At 71.7% G+C, this 17,373-nt stretch carries 21 protein-coding genes; 9 read left to right on the forward strand and 12 right to left on the reverse strand.

The window, feature by feature from the left end; genetic code table 11:
* Positions 1-45 precede the first annotated feature (45 nt).
* From ACIRC0_RS02025 to ACIRC0_RS02035, 3 genes are all read right to left on the reverse strand, one after another.
* The gene (locus ACIRC0_RS02025) at positions 46-831 is read right to left on the reverse strand and encodes an electron transfer flavoprotein subunit beta/FixA family protein (protein ID WP_403609975.1); all 786 of its coding nucleotides are present in this window, start codon (positions 829-831) and stop codon (positions 46-48) included.
* A 223-nt stretch (positions 832-1,054) separates the two neighbouring features.
* The gene (locus tag ACIRC0_RS02030; protein WP_366026727.1) at positions 1,055-1,564 is read right to left on the reverse strand and encodes a flavin reductase family protein; all 510 of its coding nucleotides are present in this window, start codon (positions 1,562-1,564) and stop codon (positions 1,055-1,057) included.
* A gap of 207 nt (positions 1,565-1,771) precedes the next feature.
* Complete coding sequence (locus ACIRC0_RS02035) at positions 1,772-2,185, reverse strand: thioredoxin family protein (RefSeq protein WP_403609977.1); 414 nt, start codon at positions 2,183-2,185, stop codon at positions 1,772-1,774.
* 75 nt (positions 2,186-2,260) lie between these two features.
* Between ACIRC0_RS02035 and ACIRC0_RS02040 the strand changes: the two genes are divergently transcribed.
* Both ACIRC0_RS02040 and ACIRC0_RS02045 read left to right on the forward strand, forming a co-directional pair.
* Positions 2,261-2,677: a DUF4395 domain-containing protein gene (locus ACIRC0_RS02040; RefSeq protein WP_403609979.1), complete on the forward strand. Its 417-nt coding sequence runs from the start codon at positions 2,261-2,263 to the stop codon at positions 2,675-2,677.
* 180 nt (positions 2,678-2,857) lie between these two features.
* A complete protein-coding gene (locus ACIRC0_RS02045) occupies positions 2,858-3,586 on the forward strand; it encodes a lysophospholipid acyltransferase family protein (protein WP_403609982.1) in 729 nt (242 codons plus the stop codon).
* A gap of 6 nt (positions 3,587-3,592) precedes the next feature.
* On the opposite strand, the gene ACIRC0_RS02050 is transcribed toward ACIRC0_RS02045, so the two are convergent.
* From ACIRC0_RS02050 to ACIRC0_RS02070, 5 genes are all read right to left on the reverse strand, one after another.
* Entirely contained in the window at positions 3,593-4,285 is a 693-nt protein-coding gene (locus ACIRC0_RS02050; protein ID WP_403609984.1) for a B3/4 domain-containing protein, read from the reverse strand.
* Between the two features lie 8 nt (positions 4,286-4,293).
* Positions 4,294-4,887, reverse strand: a complete 594-nt coding sequence (locus ACIRC0_RS02055) for a transglutaminase domain-containing protein (RefSeq protein WP_403609987.1) — start codon at positions 4,885-4,887, stop codon at positions 4,294-4,296.
* Positions 4,888-4,984: 97 nt separating this feature from the next.
* Positions 4,985-6,055, reverse strand: coding sequence for a threonine aldolase family protein (locus tag ACIRC0_RS02060; RefSeq protein ID WP_403609989.1), 1,071 nt, complete (start codon positions 6,053-6,055; stop codon positions 4,985-4,987).
* Positions 6,052-6,804, reverse strand: a complete 753-nt coding sequence (locus ACIRC0_RS02065) for an SDR family NAD(P)-dependent oxidoreductase (protein WP_403609991.1) — start codon at positions 6,802-6,804, stop codon at positions 6,052-6,054. The genes ACIRC0_RS02060 and ACIRC0_RS02065 overlap by 4 nt, the downstream gene beginning before the upstream one ends.
* A 41-nt stretch (positions 6,805-6,845) precedes the next feature.
* The gene (locus ACIRC0_RS02070) at positions 6,846-8,243 is read right to left on the reverse strand and encodes a DUF6421 family protein (protein WP_403609993.1); all 1,398 of its coding nucleotides are present in this window, start codon (positions 8,241-8,243) and stop codon (positions 6,846-6,848) included.
* Positions 8,244-8,664: 421 nt separating this feature from the next.
* On the opposite strand from ACIRC0_RS02070, the gene ACIRC0_RS02075 reads away from it, so the two are divergent.
* On the forward strand, positions 8,665-9,348 hold the full coding sequence (locus tag ACIRC0_RS02075; protein WP_403609996.1) for a glycerophosphodiester phosphodiesterase: 684 nt from the start codon (positions 8,665-8,667) through the stop codon (positions 9,346-9,348).
* A 15-nt stretch (positions 9,349-9,363) separates the two neighbouring features.
* Here ACIRC0_RS02075 and ACIRC0_RS02080 read toward each other — a convergent pair whose 3' ends face one another.
* Entirely contained in the window at positions 9,364-9,921 is a 558-nt protein-coding gene (locus ACIRC0_RS02080) for a GNAT family N-acetyltransferase (RefSeq protein WP_403610000.1), read from the reverse strand.
* Between the two features lie 74 nt (positions 9,922-9,995).
* On the opposite strand from ACIRC0_RS02080, the gene ACIRC0_RS02085 reads away from it, so the two are divergent.
* Together ACIRC0_RS02085 and ACIRC0_RS02090 are read left to right on the forward strand one after the other, a co-directional pair.
* The gene (locus ACIRC0_RS02085; RefSeq protein ID WP_403610003.1) at positions 9,996-10,388 is read left to right on the forward strand and encodes a VOC family protein; all 393 of its coding nucleotides are present in this window, start codon (positions 9,996-9,998) and stop codon (positions 10,386-10,388) included.
* Positions 10,389-10,449: 61 nt separating this feature from the next.
* The gene (locus tag ACIRC0_RS02090; RefSeq protein WP_403610006.1) at positions 10,450-11,214 is read left to right on the forward strand and encodes a VOC family protein; all 765 of its coding nucleotides are present in this window, start codon (positions 10,450-10,452) and stop codon (positions 11,212-11,214) included.
* A gap of 207 nt (positions 11,215-11,421) precedes the next feature.
* Here ACIRC0_RS02090 and ACIRC0_RS02095 read toward each other — a convergent pair whose 3' ends face one another.
* Together ACIRC0_RS02095 and ACIRC0_RS02100 are read right to left on the reverse strand one after the other, a co-directional pair.
* Entirely contained in the window at positions 11,422-11,988 is a 567-nt protein-coding gene (locus ACIRC0_RS02095) for a MarR family winged helix-turn-helix transcriptional regulator (protein ID WP_403610009.1), read from the reverse strand.
* Positions 11,985-13,616 carry an FUSC family protein gene (locus tag ACIRC0_RS02100; RefSeq protein ID WP_403610012.1) on the reverse strand — a complete coding sequence of 544 codons (1,632 nt, stop codon included), beginning with the start codon at positions 13,614-13,616 and terminating at the stop codon, positions 11,985-11,987. The genes ACIRC0_RS02095 and ACIRC0_RS02100 overlap by 4 nt, the downstream gene beginning before the upstream one ends.
* A gap of 170 nt (positions 13,617-13,786) precedes the next feature.
* Between ACIRC0_RS02100 and ACIRC0_RS02105 the strand changes: the two genes are divergently transcribed.
* The 4 genes from ACIRC0_RS02105 (at position 13,787) to ACIRC0_RS02120 (ending at position 16,897) form a co-directional block, all read left to right on the forward strand.
* Entirely contained in the window at positions 13,787-14,332 is a 546-nt protein-coding gene (locus ACIRC0_RS02105; RefSeq protein ID WP_403610014.1) for a DUF5134 domain-containing protein, read from the forward strand.
* A 126-nt stretch (positions 14,333-14,458) separates the two neighbouring features.
* The gene (locus ACIRC0_RS02110; RefSeq protein ID WP_403610016.1) at positions 14,459-15,394 is read left to right on the forward strand and encodes a M56 family metallopeptidase; all 936 of its coding nucleotides are present in this window, start codon (positions 14,459-14,461) and stop codon (positions 15,392-15,394) included.
* Positions 15,395-15,458: 64 nt separating this feature from the next.
* Positions 15,459-16,166: a phosphatase PAP2 family protein gene (locus tag ACIRC0_RS02115; protein ID WP_403610018.1), complete on the forward strand. Its 708-nt coding sequence runs from the start codon at positions 15,459-15,461 to the stop codon at positions 16,164-16,166.
* 32 nt (positions 16,167-16,198) lie between these two features.
* Positions 16,199-16,897: an HAD family hydrolase gene (locus ACIRC0_RS02120; RefSeq protein WP_403610021.1), complete on the forward strand. Its 699-nt coding sequence runs from the start codon at positions 16,199-16,201 to the stop codon at positions 16,895-16,897.
* A 21-nt stretch (positions 16,898-16,918) separates the two neighbouring features.
* Here ACIRC0_RS02120 and ACIRC0_RS02125 read toward each other — a convergent pair whose 3' ends face one another.
* Positions 16,919-17,164 (reverse strand): DUF2630 family protein, encoded by a 246-nt coding sequence (locus ACIRC0_RS02125; protein ID WP_366026709.1) that lies wholly within the window; start codon positions 17,162-17,164, stop codon positions 16,919-16,921.
* Positions 17,165-17,373: the final 209 nt, after the last annotated feature.

The following is a 17,373-nucleotide window of genomic DNA, read 5'->3' on the forward strand; positions in this document are numbered from 1 at the left end:
CCTTGCGGATTGCGAAGTCTGAGGGACGGTAAGGGAGTCGATCCCTTAGATGAACTTCTGGCTCGCGAGGAACTCAGCGAGCTGCTTGCCGCCCTCGCCCTCGTCCTTGACGATCGTGCCCGCGGTGCGCGCCGGGCGCGCGGCCGCGGTCTCGACCGTGGTGTAGGCACCTTCGAGACCGACCTCCTCGGCGTCGATCTCCAGGTCGGACAGGTCCCAGGACTCCACCGGCTTCTTCTTGGCCGCCATGATGCCCTTGAAGGACGGGTAGCGGGCCTCGCCCGACTGGTCGGTCACCGACACGACAGCCGGAAGAGACGCCTGAAGCTGCTCGGAGGCGGCGTCGCCGTCCCGGCGGCCCTTGACCGTGCCGTCCTCGACGGAGACCTCGGACAGCAGGGTCACCTGCGGGACGCCCAGACGCTCGGCCAGCAGCGCGGGCACGACACCCATGGTGCCGTCGGTGGAGGCCATGCCGGAGATCACCAGGTCGTAGCCGGCCTTCTCGATCGCCTTGGCCAGCACCAGCGAGGTGCCGATGGCGTCCGTGCCGTGCAGGTCGTCGTCCTCCACGTGGATCGCCTTGTCGGCGCCCATCGACAGCGCCTTGCGCAGCGCGTCCTTGGCGTCCTCCGGGCCGACCGTCAGGACGGTGACCTCGGCGTCGTCCGCGTTCTCCGCGATCTGCAGCGCCTGCTCGACCGCGTACTCGTCGAGCTCGGAGAGCAGACCGTCCACGTCGTCCCGGTCGACGGTCAGGTCATCGGCGAAGTGCCGGTCGCCAGTGGCGTCGGGCACGTACTTCACAGTGACAACGATCCTCAAGCTCACGCCGGCTCTCCTACTGCATCGTCATTTCTGGGCTGCCTTCTTGCAGGCAGCATAGGCGCCTGAAGCGGCCGATCCCGGTCGGGGCGACCCCGCGCTCCGAACGAAATATTACTTGCCAGTACATCGAGTGGATGCCCGCTAAGCAAGCGCTTTGAACTGTGACCTTGACAACGCTGTGTAACCGGCCGGGTGACGACTCAGGGACGGAGGCCGCTGAAGCGACTCAGTCACGGAGGCCGTTGAACCGGCCCTGGTGGTACAGGAGGGGGCGTCCGGCACCCGAGGGATCACCGAGGACGACCTCGGCGAGGACGACGCGATGGTCCCCGGCGGGCACCCGGGCCACCACGCGGCACACCAGCCAGGCGAGGACGTCGTCCAGAAGGGGCACCCCCTCCGGGCCCTCGCGCCAGCTGGTCGGTGCCCCGAACCGGTCGGCGCCGCTCGTGGCGAAGGTGCCGGCCAGGTCCTCCTGGTGCTCGCCGAGTATGTGCACGCCGACGTGCTCGGCCTCCGAGACGACGGGCCAGCTGGAGGAGCCCACACCGATGCCGAAGGAGACGAGCGGGGGCTCGGCGGAGACGGAGGTGAGGGAGGTGGCGGTGAAGCCGACCGGCCTGCCGCCGCCCTGGGCGGTGATCACGGCGACTCCGGCCGCGTGCCGCCGGAAGACGGAGCGGAGCAGGTCCGGGGAGGCGAGCCGATGGGTGACGAGGTCGGGCGTGGCCCTCATGCGGTGCTCCTTCTGGGAGAGGTGACCTGGGGTCCGTGGGTGCTCAACACGCCGGACAGCACGCACTCGCGGTGTGGGCCAGATCCACGTGGACACGCTCGAAGAGAAGGAGTTCCGGGGGCATACGGTCAGGCTGACGATAGGTGGTACGCGCAGTCAAGTGCGTCCCGGCATCCGGGAGGCACGTCACCGTCGTGGACACAACCGTCAAACCGCCTCCCCCAGCGCCGCGATGACGTCGGCCTTGCGAGGCTGGCCGGTGGCTCGCCGCACGACCCGGCCGTCGGCGTCGAGGATCAGGACGGTGGGCGTCTTGAGGATGTCGAGTTCGCGCACGAGGTCGAGATGCGCCTCGGCGTCGATCTCGATGTGGGTCACGCCCGGAACCATGTCGGCAACCTCGCCGAGGACCCGGCGCGTGGCCCGGCAGGGAGCGCAGAAGGCGCTGGAGAACTGGACGAGCGTCGCCCGCTCGCCGAGCCCCTGGCCCAACTCGGCCGCGCCGAGCCGCTTTCCCTCGTCCCGCCCGCGCACTCTCACTCTCCCGCTCCGTCGCCGGTGCAGCACTCCGTACGCGCTCGCCAGCGCGAGCACGGCCACGCACACCACAAGTCCCGTCATCTTCTGCTCCAGCGTTCACCAGACCGCAAAGATTCCCGGCTCCCCGATCCGATTCATATGCGGAATGCTTGAATCATGGACATCGACGTAAGGGGACCGCGCTTCGGGGCGGCCGTGACGACCGTTGTGCTGGCCGTGGTCCTGGTCACCGGCAGCGCCTGGCTGTTGGCCTGGCAGTTGCTGGCCTTCGCACTGGGCGCGGCCGGGGGCGTGACGCGCTCACCGTACGGATGGCTGTTCCGGAGGGTCGTACGCCCGCGGCTCGGGCCGCCGACGGAGTTCGAGGCGCCGCAGCCGCCGCAGTTCGCCCAGGCTGTCGGGCTCGTCTTCGCCGTCGTCGGGCTGGTCGGCTACACCGCGGGGCCGCGGTGGCTGGGGCTGGCGGCCACCGGGGCGGCGCTCGCCGCCGCATTCCTCAACGCCGCGTTCGGGTACTGCCTGGGGTGCGAGGCGTACCTGCTCATGCGGCGTGCGGCGGTCCGCACGGACTGACGGGGCATCAGGCCAGGTGGTGCGAACGGCTGACGTGACGAGGATCTCGCCGTACACGGGCACCAGGACTGGCCCCGCGTCCGTTCTTCAGGCACGATCTGCGGCAAGCCGTAAACCTACGGCTGCGTAACTTCCGCTGGGAGTCCCTTCCCAGGCAGAGAGAAGGGTCCGTCCCCATCCATGGCTGAGCTCGTCTACCGTCCCGTCATCGGTCTCGCCCGCACGATGTTCAAGGCGTGGGACCTGAAGATCGACTGCGAGGGCTCGGAGAACATCCCCCGCTCCGGCGGTGCGGTGCTGGTGAGCAACCACATCAGCTATCTGGACTTCATCTTCAACGGCCTGGCCGCGCTGCCGCAGAAGCGCCTGGTGCGCTTCATGGCCAAGGAGTCCGTCTTCCGGCACCGCATCTCCGGCCCGCTGATGCGCGCCATGAAGCACATCCCGGTGGACCGCAAGCAGGGCGAGGCGGCGTACGCGCACGCGCTGGACTCGCTGAGGTCGGGCGAGGTCGTGGGCGTCTTTCCGGAGGCGACCATCTCCGAGTCGTTCACCCTGAAGAGCTTCAAGTCCGGTGCGGTGCGCCTGGCCCAGGAGGCGGGTGTCCCGCTGGTCCCGATGGCCCTGTGGGGCACCCAGCGGCTGTGGACCAAGGGCCACCCGCGCAACTTCAAGCGCAGCCACACCCCGATCACGATCCGGGTCGGCGAGGCGATCGAGGCCCCCCGCGAGACATATGCGGGCGTCCTGACCCGTCAGCTGCGCGAGCGGGTCCAGGAGTTGCTGGAGGCCGCGCAGCGCGCCTATCCGGGCCGGCCCAAGGGCCAGGAGGACGCCTGGTGGATGCCGGCCCATCTCGGTGGCACCGCGCCCACCCCCGAGGCGCTGCGCGCCGCCGAGGCGCACTGAGGCCCGTCAGGCAGGGGCGTGGACGGTGATCCTCGCCCCGGGGCTGAACTTCTCCAGCAGTTCCGCGAGTTCGGCACCGGCCTGCTCGACGTCGGCCACCGGCATCGGGTCCAGGCTCTCCAGCAGGAAGAGCGCCGAGGTGGACTCCTCGGTGAGCCGGGTGCGCGGACCCTGGCGCCAGTTCCAGCGGCGGCAGGTCACGCCGGCCTCGTCGCGCCAGACCACCTCGCCGGCGTCCGGGTGTTCCACGGTCTCCTCGCCCGCCGAGACGGTCACGAACTCCTCGTGCCCCGCGGCCCGTACGAGGCGCATGGCGCCCTGGATGCGGTCGAGGTCCTCGCCGCCGACCGGGATGAGATGGGCGACGCTGATGGCGTTGTAGATGTCGACGAGCACGTTGATCCTGGGCAGGCCGGCGTCCGACAGGGCCCGCTTGGCGAGCGCCTCGGCGGAGTTGCGGGTGCGGGACGGCTTGGCGCCGAAGGCCGTGTACACCGCACGCCAGGCCGCCATGTGCGGCTCCTCGTGCGGGGCGCGTCCGTCCAGGCGGGCGGCGAGCCGGCGGGCGGCGTCGTCGAGCAGGGCGGACGTGGCCTCGGTGCTGGGCCCGCTCACGAGACCGTGGGCTTCGATCGCGACATGGGTGAAGCCGGGCGCGAGGGCGCGCACCTCGTCGGACACGGTCAGGGTGGGAGTCATCGCCTGCCTCAGAGCGCGGTGGGGAGGGTCTTCCAGAGGGTCGGCCGGTCGGGTGCGGCCTTGAGGGCCCTCACCACCGCCGGGTGAGGTGCAGCATACAGGACTGAATAGTCCACCTCGCTGGACTTTGCGTCGGGGATCCAGGCGAGGCGCTCACCGTCGAGGGAGAACCGGGCGTCGACGCCCGGTTTGTTGCCGCGGGGGTCCTGACGATGCCAGGCGCCGTTGAACCGCACGGCGACCAGACCGTGCACGGCATGACCGCCGCCGTCGTCGTGCGCCAGCCGCTGGTAGCACAGGGCCGTCGGAATGTCCTCGGCACGCAGCAGCGCCGCCAGGGCGTGGGCCTTGGCGTAGCAGATGCCGGTGCGCTGCTCCAGCACGTCGGAGGCCCGCCAGGTGACTCGCAGGTCACCGCTGTCGGCGGAGTGCGGAATGGCGTCGCGGACGTATTCGTAGGCCGCTCGCGCATAGGCATACGAATTCTGGACGTCCTTCGCAAGGCGCGCGACGGTTTCCCGCACCAGCGGATGGTCATGGTCGATGACCTCGTCGGCGGCCAAGTACGCGGACAGGTCGGGCGTTTCCTGGATCAGCTCCATGCCCGCAGAGCATAGGAATGCGGTCACTCGAGAGTCAATGACTTTTCGAGTGCCCGCATAACTATGCAATCAGCGGGCCGGCGTGTCTGTGCGGCGGCTAGCGCGCCATCTCCTCCTTGAGGGCCGCCACGAACCGGTCCACGTCGTCCTCGGTCGTGTCGAACGAGCACATCCAGCGCACGTCGCCCGCCGCCTCGTTCCAGAAGTAGAAGCGGAAGCGCTTCTGCAGGCGCTCGCTCACGTCGTGCGGCAGGCGCGCGAAGACGGCGTTGGCCTGGACCGGGTGGAGGATCTCCACTCCGTGGACCGCGCGCACACCCTCGGCGAGGCGCTGGGCCATCTCGTTGGCGTGGCGGGCGTTGCGCAGCCAGAGGTCCTTGGCGAGCAGGGCCTCCAACTGCACTGAGACGAAGCGCATCTTGGAGGCGAGCTGCATGGACAGCTTGCGCAGATGCTTCATGTGGCTGACCGCGTCCTGGTTGATGACGACGACGGCTTCGCCGAACAGCGCGCCGTTCTTCGTCCCGCCCAGGGACAGGATGTCCACTCCGACCGCGTTGGTGAACGTGCGCATCGGCACGTCCAGGGAGGCGGCCGCGTTGGCTATGCGGGAACCGTCCAGGTGCACCTTCATACCGTGCGCGTGGGCGTGCTCGCAGATCGCGCGGATCTCGTCGGGCGTGTAGAGGGTGCCCAGTTCGGTGCTCTGGGTGATCGAGACGACCTGCGGCATCGCACGGTGCTCGTCCTCCCAGCCGTACGCCTGCCGGTCGATCAGCTCGGGGGTGAGCTTGCCGTCCGGGGTCGGCACGGTGAGCAGCTTGAGGCCGCCCACGCGCTCCGGCGCCCCGCATTCGTCGACGTTGATGTGGGCGGACTCCGCGCAGATCACCGCGCCCCAGCGGTCGGTGACCGCTTGGAGCGCGACGACGTTGGCGCCGGTGCCGTTGAAGACCGGGAAGGCCTCGGCCGTGGCACCGAAGTGGCTGCGGATGATCCGCTGGAGGTTCTCGGTGTACGCGTCCTCGCCGTACGCGACCTGGTGCCCGCCGTTGGCCAGAGCCAGGGCGGCGAGCACCTCCGGGTGGGCCCCGGCATAGTTGTCGCTGGCGAAACCGCGGACCTCCGGGTCGTGATGACGGCGCGCGTCGGTCCTGGGAGGGTTCACGGCTTCTCGGTCAGCCACAGACGGGTTCCGTTCACTTCGGTGGCGGGCTTCTCCCAGACGCCGGCGATGGCCTCGGCCAGGTCCTTGACGTCGGTGAAGCCCGCGAACTTCGCGTTGGGGCGTTCGGCGCGCATCGCGTCGTGCACCAGCGCCTTCACCACCAGGATGGCAGCCGCCGACGTCAGCTCGCCCTCGCCCTTCGCCTTGTTGAAGGCGTCGGCCATGGCGAGCGTCCAGGCCTCCGCGGCGGCCTTCGCGGCGGCGTAGGAGGCGTTGCCCGCGGTGGGCTTGCTCGCGCCCGCGGCGCTGATCAGGACGTACCGGCCGCGGTCGCTGCGCTGCAGGGCGTCGAAGAAGGCGAGCGAGGTGTGCTGCACGGTGCGGATGAGCAGCAGTTCGAGCAGGTCCCAGTCGTCGAGCTTGGTCCTGGTGAAGGTCTCGCTGCCGCGCCAGCCGCCGACGAGGTGCACCACACCGTCGACCCGGCCGAAGTCCTTCTCGACATGGGCGGCCCAGTCACGGGTGGACTGCAGGTCGAGCAGGTCCACCGTGTCCCCGGTGACGGTGGCGCCGCCGTACGCGTAGCGGGCCGCGTCCACGGCTTCCGCGAGCCGCTCCGGGTCGTTGTCCGAGCCGACGACGGTGGCCCCCGCCTCGGCGAGCCGGAGCAGCGCCGCCCGGCCGGCCGGTCCGCCCGCGCCGGCCACCGCGATCACCGCACCGGCCAGTGGCCCGTTCCCGTTCCGCATCTTCGCCTCCTGCCGAGCGGCCTTACCGGTTCCAAGGGCGCTCACGCGGCGACCCGCCCGGCCGCCTGAGCCGTGATGCCCTTGGTCGAGGCGATCACGTTCTTGAGCTTCTTCTGCAACGCCTCATAGAACATGCTCAGCGGAAACTCGTCCGGAAGCACGTCGTCCACGAGCTTACGCGGCGGCTGCGTCAGATCGAGGGCATCGGGGCCCTTGGCCCACTTGGAGCCCGGGTGCGGCGCGAGGTAGGTGGAGACCAGCTCGTATCCGGCGAACCAGTGCACGAGCTTGGGGCGGTCGATGCCGTCCTTGTACAGCTTCTCGATCTCTGCGCACAGCTGGTTGGTGACCTGCGGGGCGCGCTCCCAGTCGATCGACAGCTTGTTGTCGGTCCAGCGGACGACGTCGTGCTTGTGCAGGTAGGCGAAGAGCAGCTGCCCGCCGAGGCCGTCGTAGTTGCGCACGCGCTCGCCGGTGACCGGGAAGCGGAACATACGGTCGAACAGCACCGCGTACTGCACGTCCCGGGCCTGCGGCACACCGTCGGCCTGCAGCTTCACGGCCTCCTTGAAGGCGGTGAGGTCACAGCGCAGCTCCTCGAGGCCGTACATCCAGAACGGCTGGCGCTGCTTGATCATGAACGGGTCGAACGGCAGGTCGCCGTGGCTGTGGGTGCGGTCGTGGACCATGTCCCAGAGCACGAAGGCCTCTTCGCAGCGCTTCTGGTCGTGGACCATCGCGGCGATGTCCTCGGGCAGCTGAAGGCCCAGGATGTCGACGGCGGCCGCGGTCACGCGGCGGAAGCGGGCGGCCTCGCGGTCACAGAAGATACCGCCCCAGGAGAACCGCTCCGGCGCCTCGCGCACGGCGATGGTCTCCGGGAACAGGACGGCGGAGTTGGTGTCGTAGCCCGCCGTGAAGTCCTCGAACTTGATGCCGCAGAACAGCGGGTTGTCGTAGCGGGTGCGCTCCAGCTCGGCCAGCCAGTCGGGCCAGACCATGCGCAGCACGACCGCTTCGAGGTTGCGGTTCGGGTTGCCGTTCTGCGTGTACATCGGGAAGACGACCAGGTGCTGGAGGCCGTCCTCGCGCCTGGCGGCAGGCTGGAAGGCCAGCAGCGAGTCCAGGAAGTCGGGCACCTGGAAGCCCTCGCCGGCCCACCGGCGCAGGTCCTTCACGAGCGCCTCGTGGTAGGCGGCGTCGTGCGGCAGCAGCGGGGAGAGCTCCTCCACGGCCTGCGCCGCACGGCCCACGGCGGCCTCCGCCTCCGCACGCTCCGGTGCGTCCTCGGCGTCGAAGTCGATCGAACCGTCCTTGGCCTGCCATGGCCGGATCTGCTCCACGGCATCCTTGAGCACGGGCCAAGCGGGGTGGTCCACCACCCTGTCCTGCGGAGGAACCCGCTCCTCCGAAACCACCTGCACAAGAATTTCCGTCATGACCCATCCTTCACGGGAGAACCTCGCGTAAGCACACCGTATGCATACGGGGTTTCTCCCAGCAAGAGGGCAGTCGACAAATTATCCTGTCGGACCAGGCCTTCACCGTTCATTTTCCTGTGCTGCACGACACAGGCGACGACTTCCGCTGAACGCTTGTTCGGCCCCCGCCCGCGGGGCAGAGAGGCGACTTCCGGCCATCGGGCCTGGGGGTGCAGGGCGGTCAACACGGGCGAGACGCGCCCACCCCGGGGTGACACCCGACCGGCCGCTCGGTCCGGTTTCGCGCCGCTCCGTGCACCCCGGGCCCCGGCACGGTCGGGTTCGGGGGCGCGGCCGGGCCATTAGGCTGCGGCCGAGCCGCGCCGTCCGGGAGCGCCGCGCGGCTGCCCGAGCCGCCGTCGACGGAAGCGAGCCGACCTTGAACTTCCTCACCATCGGTCACCGCGGAGTGATGGGTGTCGAACCCGAGAACACCCTCCGGTCCTTCGTCGCCGCCGAACGCGCGGGCCTCGATCAGATCGAGCTGGATCTGCATCTGAGCAAGGACGGCGCTCTGGTGGTCATGCACGATGACCAGGTGGACCGTACGACCGACGGTACGGGGCCGATCGTGGAGAAGACCCTCGCCGAGTTGAGCGCGCTCGACGCGGGCCGTGGTGAGCGGGTCCCCGTCTTCGAGGAGGTCCTGGACGCGGTGAGGACACCGATCCAGGCGGAGATCAAGGACGTGGCGGCGGCACAGGCACTGGCCGAGGTGATGCACCGCCGGGACCTGGTCGGCCGGGTGGAGGTGTCCTCGTTCCACGACGAGGCGGTCAGGGAGATCGCCCGGCTCGTACCGGGCGTCCGCACGGCGCTGATCGCCGACCGCCACGGCACCGACGTCGTGGAGCGGGCCGTGCAGGCCGGCGCGGCGACCGTGTGCCTCAACATCCGCCGGCTGACCCTGGAGGTCGTCGAGCACGCGCGCGAGGCGGGCCTGAAGATCATCGGCTGGGTCGTCAACACCCCGGAGCATCTGCGGCTCGTCCGCGCGCTCGAGCTGGACGGCGCGACCACCGACTATCCGGAGATCAGGCGCACCGGCCGCTTCACGGCGTGACCTGCACGCACACGGTCACACCAGCGGCTTGACCAGCAGCTCGAACTGGAGGTCGTCGCGCTGGGGGATGCCGAAGCGCTCGTCGCCGTACGGGAAGGGGCTCATCCGTCCCGTACGGCGGTAACCGCGCCGCTCGTACCAGGCGATGAGCTCGTCCCGGACGGAGATGACGGTCATCTGCATCTCCTTGACGCCCCAGGTCTCGCGGGCCGTGCGCTCCGCCTCGGCGATGACCACCTTGCCGAGGCCGCCGCCCTGCAGCGTGGGGCTGACCGCGAACATGCCGAAGTAGGCGTGGTCGCCGCGGCGCTCGAGCTGGCAGCAGGCGATGATCACCCCGTCGCGTTCCACGGTCAGCAGCCGGCTGTCGGGCGACTTGATCACCTCGAGCACGGCCTCCTGGTCGGTCCGCCGGCCCTCGAGGATGTCCGCCTCGGTGGTCCACCCCACCCGGCTGGAGTCGCCGCGGTACGCCGACTCGACCAGTGCGACCAGCGCGTCGACGTCGGCCTCCGTGGCGTCGCGGAATGCCAGACCGGTCGTGGCGGTGTCAGCGGTGGCGGGGCTCTCCATTGGGATGCTTCTCCGTGTTCCGTGGCGCGGCGCGGGCATCGATGAGGGTAACCCGCCCACTAGGCTCCACATGCATGGTCCACGTACTGAGCAGCCGCACCCTTCTGCGCCCGGCCGATCCGGAACGGTCCCGGGCCTTCTACGGCGGGAAACTCGGGCTCCCGGTCTACAGGGAGTTCGGTACGGGGCCCGATCGCGGGGTCGTGTACTTCCTCGGCGGCGGCTTCCTCGAGGTGGCGGGCCGCAGCGAGGCCCCGCCCTCACCGGCTCTGAAGCTCTGGCTGCAGGTACCGGACGTGGCCTTGGCGCACACGGAGCTGGCCGACGCCGGGGTCGCGATCGTGCGGCCGCCGGTCAAGGAGCCGTGGGGTCTGATCGAGATGTGGATCGAGGACCCGGACGGCACCGAGATCGTGCTCGTCGAGGTCCCGGCCGACCATCCCCTGCGGTACCGGCCGGGGACCTGATGCCCCCCGCCGGGGGTGGCCTTAGCGTGGTCAGGGGGACCGCAGTGACCGGAGGTGTCTCATGAAGCTCGACGCGCCGGTGACCGGCGGGCCCTGCTGGACGGAGCTGGGCACCAGCGATCTGGAGGCCGCCAAGCGGTTCTACACCGAGCTGTTCGGCTGGCGGCCGGAGACCGACCCGCGGCCGGAGGCGGGCGGCTACACGATCGCGCATCTGGGTGACGCGGCGGTCGCGGCGCTGGCCCCGCTCTTCCAGGAGTCGCAGCCGGTCGCATGGAACGTGACGTTCTCGGTGGCCGACGCGGACGCGGCGGCCGAGGCGGTGCGCGCTGCCGGCGGCACGGTGCTCCTGGGGCCGATGGACGTCTTCGACGCGGGCCGTTTCACGGTCGCCGGCGATCCGGGTGGCGCCGTCTTCCAGATGTGGCAGCCGCGGGCCTTCGCCGGGGCGGGGCTGCTCAACGCGCCGGGCTCGCTCGGCTGGGTGGAGCTGCTGACCCGTGTCCCGGAGCGGGGCATCGACTTCTACACGACCGTCTTCGGCTGGAGCGTGCACCCTTCCGAGCAGTACACGCAGTGGGGCCTCGACGGCGCCGACTTCGGCGGCATGGTGACGATGGGCGACCGGTTCCCGCCCGAGGTGCCGTCGCACTGGCTGCCGTACTTCGCCGTGGAGGACGTGGACGCCTCGGTGCAGGTCGCGACACAGGCGGGCGCGGGCGTCCTCATGGAACCGACCTCGGTCCCGGACGGCCCGCGCATCGCCGTCCTGAAGGACCCGCAGGGCGCGGTGTTCGGCATCTACGTCGCTGGTCAGGAGGGCTAGGGCGTGTTGCGAAAGTTCCGTCGTTCGCCCGAAGGGCGGGCCTCGCGGCGTCAGATGCGTGCTCCGGGGGTACCCCCTGCTCGAAGAGCTTGGGGGAGTGCCGGGCGGAAGCCCTCGTACTTCGGCGTGAGCGTCACCCGGTCGATGACCGGGGCGTACGCCGAGCGCCGGCCGTAGGGGTTGCGGGTGTCGCCGTCGAGTGCGCCGTCAGCCGCGCGGTGCGCCGAGCCGGCCTTCCAGCTGGACGAGCAACTCGCCCAGCAATTCCGCGAGTTGACGCCGGTCGCCGGTGCCGAGCCCGGACAGGACGGCGGTCTCGTACGACAGCTGCTCGGGCAGGACGGCGTCGACCAGCTCGCGGCCCGCCTCCGTCAGATGTACATGCGCCATGCGGCGGTCGCGGGAGTCCCCGCGCCGCTCGACCAGGCCGCGCTCGGCGAGCTGCTTGATCCGTTTGGTGACCGCGGCCCCGGAGGAGAAGGTCTCCCGGGCCAGCTCGCCGGGCGTCAGCTCGTGCCCCGTGCGGCGCAGCGTGCCGAGGACGTCGAACTCCGGCCGGGTGAGCCCGGCGCGGCGCAGCGGGGCGTCCTCGGCCTGCTGGAGCAGGGCGGCGCAACGGTTGACCCGCCCGATGATCTCCATGGGCCCGGTGTCGATGTCGGGGCGGACGGCCCGCCACTGGCGTACGACGGCGGCGACGATGTCGCCCGCGACGGGCCCCGGTCCCGCCGCGCCGCCCTGCGCCCGCGTCGTCGGTCCGTTCACTGCCGTCATGTCCGTGCGCCTTCCGAGGTGTGCAGTCCCTGCCGTCGTACCGTCGCGGCGAGCGTACGGTGTCCGGCCTGTTCGGCGCGCAGCACCCGCTCCTCGGGCAGGGCGCGCTGCCACCACTCGCCGGCCGCGGCGTCGGCCGTGGCGCGCAGCTCTACGAGGGCTGCGGCGAGGGCGCGGCGTGCGCTTTCCAGGGCTCCCGGTTCGGCGTGCTCGGCGGCCAGGAGCAGGGCCGCGCGCTCGCGGGCGCGGTCGGCGGCGGCGAGGGCGTGGTCGAGGCGGTCGCCGGCGCGCCGGTTGGTGACGACGATCGCGGCGACGAATCCGACCAGCGCTCCGATGAGGGTGTCCAGGATCCGGTCGGCCATCAGCGCGGCGGGTTCCTGGTGGCGGGCGAACTCGGTGATGAGCAGGGCCATCGGGGTCACGCAGACGCTGCCGAGCCAGTAGTTGCGGCTGATGAGCGCCTCGGCGCCGAAGTTGAAGACCAGGCCGCACAGCACCAGGGCGAGCTGGTTCAGGTGCGCGAGCGGGGCGATGGCCGCGAAGAGGAGGACGCCGAGGAGGTTGCCGATGACGCGCTGGATGCCTCGGCGCCAGGTGAGGGTGACGTTGGCCTGGTACAGCGCGGCGGCGGTGACCAGCGCCCAGTACGGGCGGCCGACGCCGAGCGCGAGGGAGACGTATCCGGCGAGGGCGCAGCCGAGGGCGGTGCGCAGGGCGATGGGGGCGAGCGGGCCGAGCCTGCGGTGCAGGGGGCGCCGCGGGCTCGCGAGTTCGGCCTCCACGCCGAGGAGTTCGTCGGCGGTCCCGCGGAGGTCGTCCGGGAGCGGGACGGGCCCGGTGCCGCGCAGGTCGCGCGCCCAGGCACGCAGCCGCTCGGGGTCGGTGTCGTCGGGCGCCGCGAGCGCGACCTCGGCCCGGACGACGAGCCGTGCCAGGGCACGCCGAGACGCAGAGCCGGTGGACAGCAGCGACTGCCAGGCGGTGTGCACGGCGGCCGCGGCACCGGCCCGGGCGGTGGCCGCCCCGGTCTCGGCGAACACGGCGGCGGCGCTCAGGGCGTGGGCGGTGGCGCGGCGCTCGGGGCCGTGCGGCCGCAGCAGGCCGGGGGCCATGCCGACGATCCAGGACCAGGCGCCCGCCGCGGCGGCGAGACCGAGGTGGGCGGGGACCTGCCCCAGGGCCTGCGGGGCGAACAGGGACGCCGAGCTGACGAAGGTGAAGATCACATTGCCGGGCGGCCCGATGCGGGTCGCGTCGCAGAGCGCCTTCTGCACCGCCGCCAGGAGGGCGCCCACGGTCACCAGGACCACGGCGTTCGTGGTGAGCGACGCGGCGACCAGGGCGACGGCGAGTCCGCCGAGCATGCCGAGGACGACCCGGACGAGGGTCAGGGCGCGGGCCGCGTACGGGCGGTTGTGCGCGTACAGGGCGCACAGCGAGCCCGCCATCGTGTAGACGGCCAGGTCGAGGCGGCCGAGGGCCAGCAGCGTCAGGTTAGGCGGGGCGACCGCGGCGACCACGCTCAGTGCGGGTTTGAACCAGATCTCCGAGGGCCTGCCGAGGCGCAGATGGCCGGAGAGGGGCAAGGGGCGCACTCGGGAGGTTCGGGGGGTGACACTGCTCATGGACACGAGATTAGCAGGTGTTTTACTCGTAAACGATTTGGAGCGACCATGCCCGGCCTGCCGCGCGATCCCCGCGCTCCCCCTGTACCCCTGTGCGCTTGCGTGCGCACCCTGCGTCACGGGCATGCCCCTCGGTGACCGTCCGAGACCGTCCAGCGGGGAGGTGCGCGGTGCACGGACCGGCTTCGCCCGGCTGGCTGCTCGTCGCGCTGTGCGCGGCGACCGGGGCCTACTGTCTGCTGCGGATGCGCAGCACCGTCGAGGAACAGCGCCGGGCCGCGGGCGGCGAGGCGCTGATGGGGTTCGGCATGGCGGTGATGGCCGTGCCCGCGGCGGTCGCCGTACCGCCGCGCGCCGTGTGGATCACCTACGGCGTGATCTTCGCCGGGGCGGCCGTACGGGCCCTGTGGGAGGCCCGGCGCGGCACCCACCATCTGCACCATCTGGTCGGCGCGTGCGCCATGGTCTACATGGCGGCGGCCATGGCCGCCTCGCAGGGACCCCACACGCACGGCGGTGTGTCGCCGCTGACCGGGACACTGCTGCTCTACTTCACGGTCTATGTGCTGTGGTCCGGAGTACGGCTGGTGCCCGCGGTGGCGGTGGCCGCGGCCGGGGGTGCGCCGGGCAGGGGCTGGGGCGACCGGCCCGAACTCGCGCGCGCCTGCCGCCTGTCCATGGCGATCGCGATGCTGGCGATGCTCCTCACGCTGTGACCCGGGCGCCGGGCCGAGCCGGCATCAGGTCGTCGGTGGGACAGGACGCCACGCAACCGTGGCGTGCGTCACTTTGCCGCGACAGTACGTAGGCCGTGCCCCCGACCGGCTCATAGGCTTCGGCCCATGATGGTCCCCGCGGCACTGCTGCTGCTCGGCGCGCTGACCGCCGTCCTCGCTCCACGGCTGCTCGCCCGGGCGGACTGGGCGGACCGCGAACCGGTGGTCGCCCTGTGGGTGTGGCAGTGCGTGGTGGCGGCGGTCCTGGTGTGCTGCGTGCTGTCGATGACGCTGAGCGCGGCCGCCGCGTGGGCGGCCGTGCGGGGCCATGTGTTCGCCCCCGCCCCGCACTCGGTCGTGGCCGCGTACGCGCTGGGCACGGGGAGCCCCTGGGCCGCGACGACCGCGGTGGCGCTGGCGTGCGGCGGGGTGTGGAGCGCGGCGATGCTGGTCCGGGAGGTCTCCCGGGCACGGGCGCGCCGTCGGCACAGCCGCACCGAACTGCTGGTGCGGGCCCCGCTGTTGCCCGGCGAGGAACCGCGCGGCGACCGACTGGTGGTGCTGGAGGCAGAGCGCCCGGACGCCTGGTGGCTGCCCGGGCCGGCACCCCAACTGGTCGTCACCACGGCGGCGTTGCGCCGTCTCAAGGGCAGGCAGCTGGAAGCGGTGCTCGCCCATGAGCAGGGCCACGCGCGGGCCCGGCACGACTGGCTGCTGCACTCCTCGGCCGCACTGGCCAACGGGTTTCCCCAGGTGCCCGTCTTCGCCGCGTTCCGCGACGAGATGCACCGGCTGGTCGAACTCGCCGCCGACGACATGGCCTCGCGCCGCCACGGCCGCCTCACCACCGCGCTCGCGCTGGTGGAACTCAATGAGGACCGTGGCGTGTTCGGGCCCTGCCCCACCCCGCAGGCCCATGTTCCGCAGCGTGTGCACCGCCTCCTCACTCCCCCGGACCGGCTTCCGGCGGCGCGGCGGCTGCGGCTGACGGCGACCGCGGCGCTGGTCCCGGTGATTCCGGTGCTGGTGGCGTTCGTACCGGGGCTGCGCGCACTCGGGTAGTCACGGCAGGCGCCCGGCGGCCCGGGCTTGACCCGTGGCCGCACTGGTCGGCGAGGATCACGGTATGCACCCCGCGCCCGTCGACTCACCGTCCCGCCCTCCGGCCCCGCGGGCCGCGGCGCTCACCGCCGCCGCTCTCGCCGCCGCGTCAGTGCTGCTCCTGGTGCTGGTCGCCGTCTCCTGGCGGCCGCTCATGACGCTCGACGGCGACATCGCGACCAGCCTGCACCGCCGGGCGGTCGAACACCGTGGAATCACGCACGTGGCCCGCATCCTCACGGACTGGGTGTGGGACCCCCAGACGATGCGCGCCCTGTGCGCGGCCGCCGTGGTCTGGCTGCTGTGGCGGCGCAGAGCGTGGTGGCTCGCACTGTGGGTGGCGGCCACGTGCGTGCTCGCGGCGCTGGCGCAGAACGCGCTCAAGGCGGCTGTCGGCCGCCCCCGCCCGGTATGGCCGAATCCCGTCGACTCCGCCCACTACTCGGCCTTCCCCTCCGGTCACGCCATGACGGCGACCGTGGTGTGCGGACTGCTGCTGTGGCTCCTGCACCGCCTCGGCGCCGGGCGCCTGTTGTGGCGTACGGCGCTCACGGTGGCCGTGGTCTCGGTCGTGGGCGTCGGGCTGACGCGCGTCTGGCTGGGCGTCCACTGGCCGTCGGACGTGCTGGGCGGCTGGCTGCTGGGGGCCCTGCTGGTCGCGCTCGCGGTGGCGTCGTACGAGCGGTGGTGCCAAGGGGAGGAAGAGCCGGTCCGGCGCGAACGGCGTCCTTGACCGTGCGGGGCGTGTCACGAAGGATCGGCCCCATGGCGATCAAAGGCGTGCTCTTCGACTTCTCCGGGACCCTCTTCCGCATCGAGTCGACCCAGTCGTGGCTGCGCGCGGTGCTCGCGGAGGCCGACGTGACGCTGCCCGAAAGCGAGTTGCTGCGGCTGGCGGGGCGGCTGGAGGCCGCGGGCGCGCTGGCGGGCGGCGCCTCCCCCGCGGGGCCACTGCCGGACGACCTGGCCGCGCTCTGGGCGGTGCGGGACCGCAGCGCCGAGGCGCACCGGGCCGCGTACACCGGGCTCTCCCGCCGGGTGGGACTGCCGGATGCGCGGCTGCACGACGCGCTGTACGACCGTCATATGACGCCCGCCGCCTGGCGGCCCTACCCCGACACGGTGGAGGTGCTGGCCGCGCTGCGCGAGCGCGGGGTGGCCGTCGGCGTGGTCAGCAACATCGGCTGGGACCTGCGGCCGGTCTTCCGCGAGCACGGCGTCGACCGGTATGTGGACGCGTACGTGCTGTCGTACGAGCACGGCATCCAGAAGCCGGACACCCGGCTGTTCGCGCTCGCCTGCGACGCGCTCGGCGTCGCCCCGCAGGACACGCTGATGGTCGGCGACGACCGCCGCGCCGACGGCGGCGCGGCGGACCTGGGCTGCGCGGTGCACTTCGTGGAGCACCGCACGGTGACCGAGCGCCCGGACGGGCTCCGTCCGGTGCTGGACCTGATCGACTGAGCCGGGCGCGCGCCTCGGCTGTCAGCTCTCGTAGCCCTCGACCTGCGACGCCGGGCGGACCTGTGCCTCGTCCGGGTTCTCGCCGAACTCGGCCTTCGCGCGGCGCTGGCGCAGCAGGTCCCAGCACTGGTCCAGGGCACGTTCCAGGTCGCCGAGGCGCTCCTGTTCCGTCGCACTGTCGATGCGGCCGGACGACACCGCCTCCCGCAGAGCGCGCTCCTCCTCCACCATGGCCGAAATCCTGCCCAGGATCTGGTCCTGATCCATGTCTGTACGCCTCCTCGGTGACTGCTGACCACTCTAGGGAGGGTTCACCGGCCGTGCGACACCGGTGGCGGGAGAGGAGAGGGGCGCGCCTGCCCTGGACCATCCCCCGTGTGGCCCGGGGCAGGCGCCGTCCGGGGCCGGCCTGCGAGGCGCGGTCCCGGGACGCACTGAGTATAGTTGGCTGGCAGCCAGTCAACGCAGGAGTCCAG

The organism is Streptomyces sp. NPDC093984, assembly GCF_044764595.1.
Classification (GTDB): Bacteria; Actinomycetota; Actinomycetes; order Streptomycetales; family Streptomycetaceae; genus Streptomyces; species Streptomyces cynarae.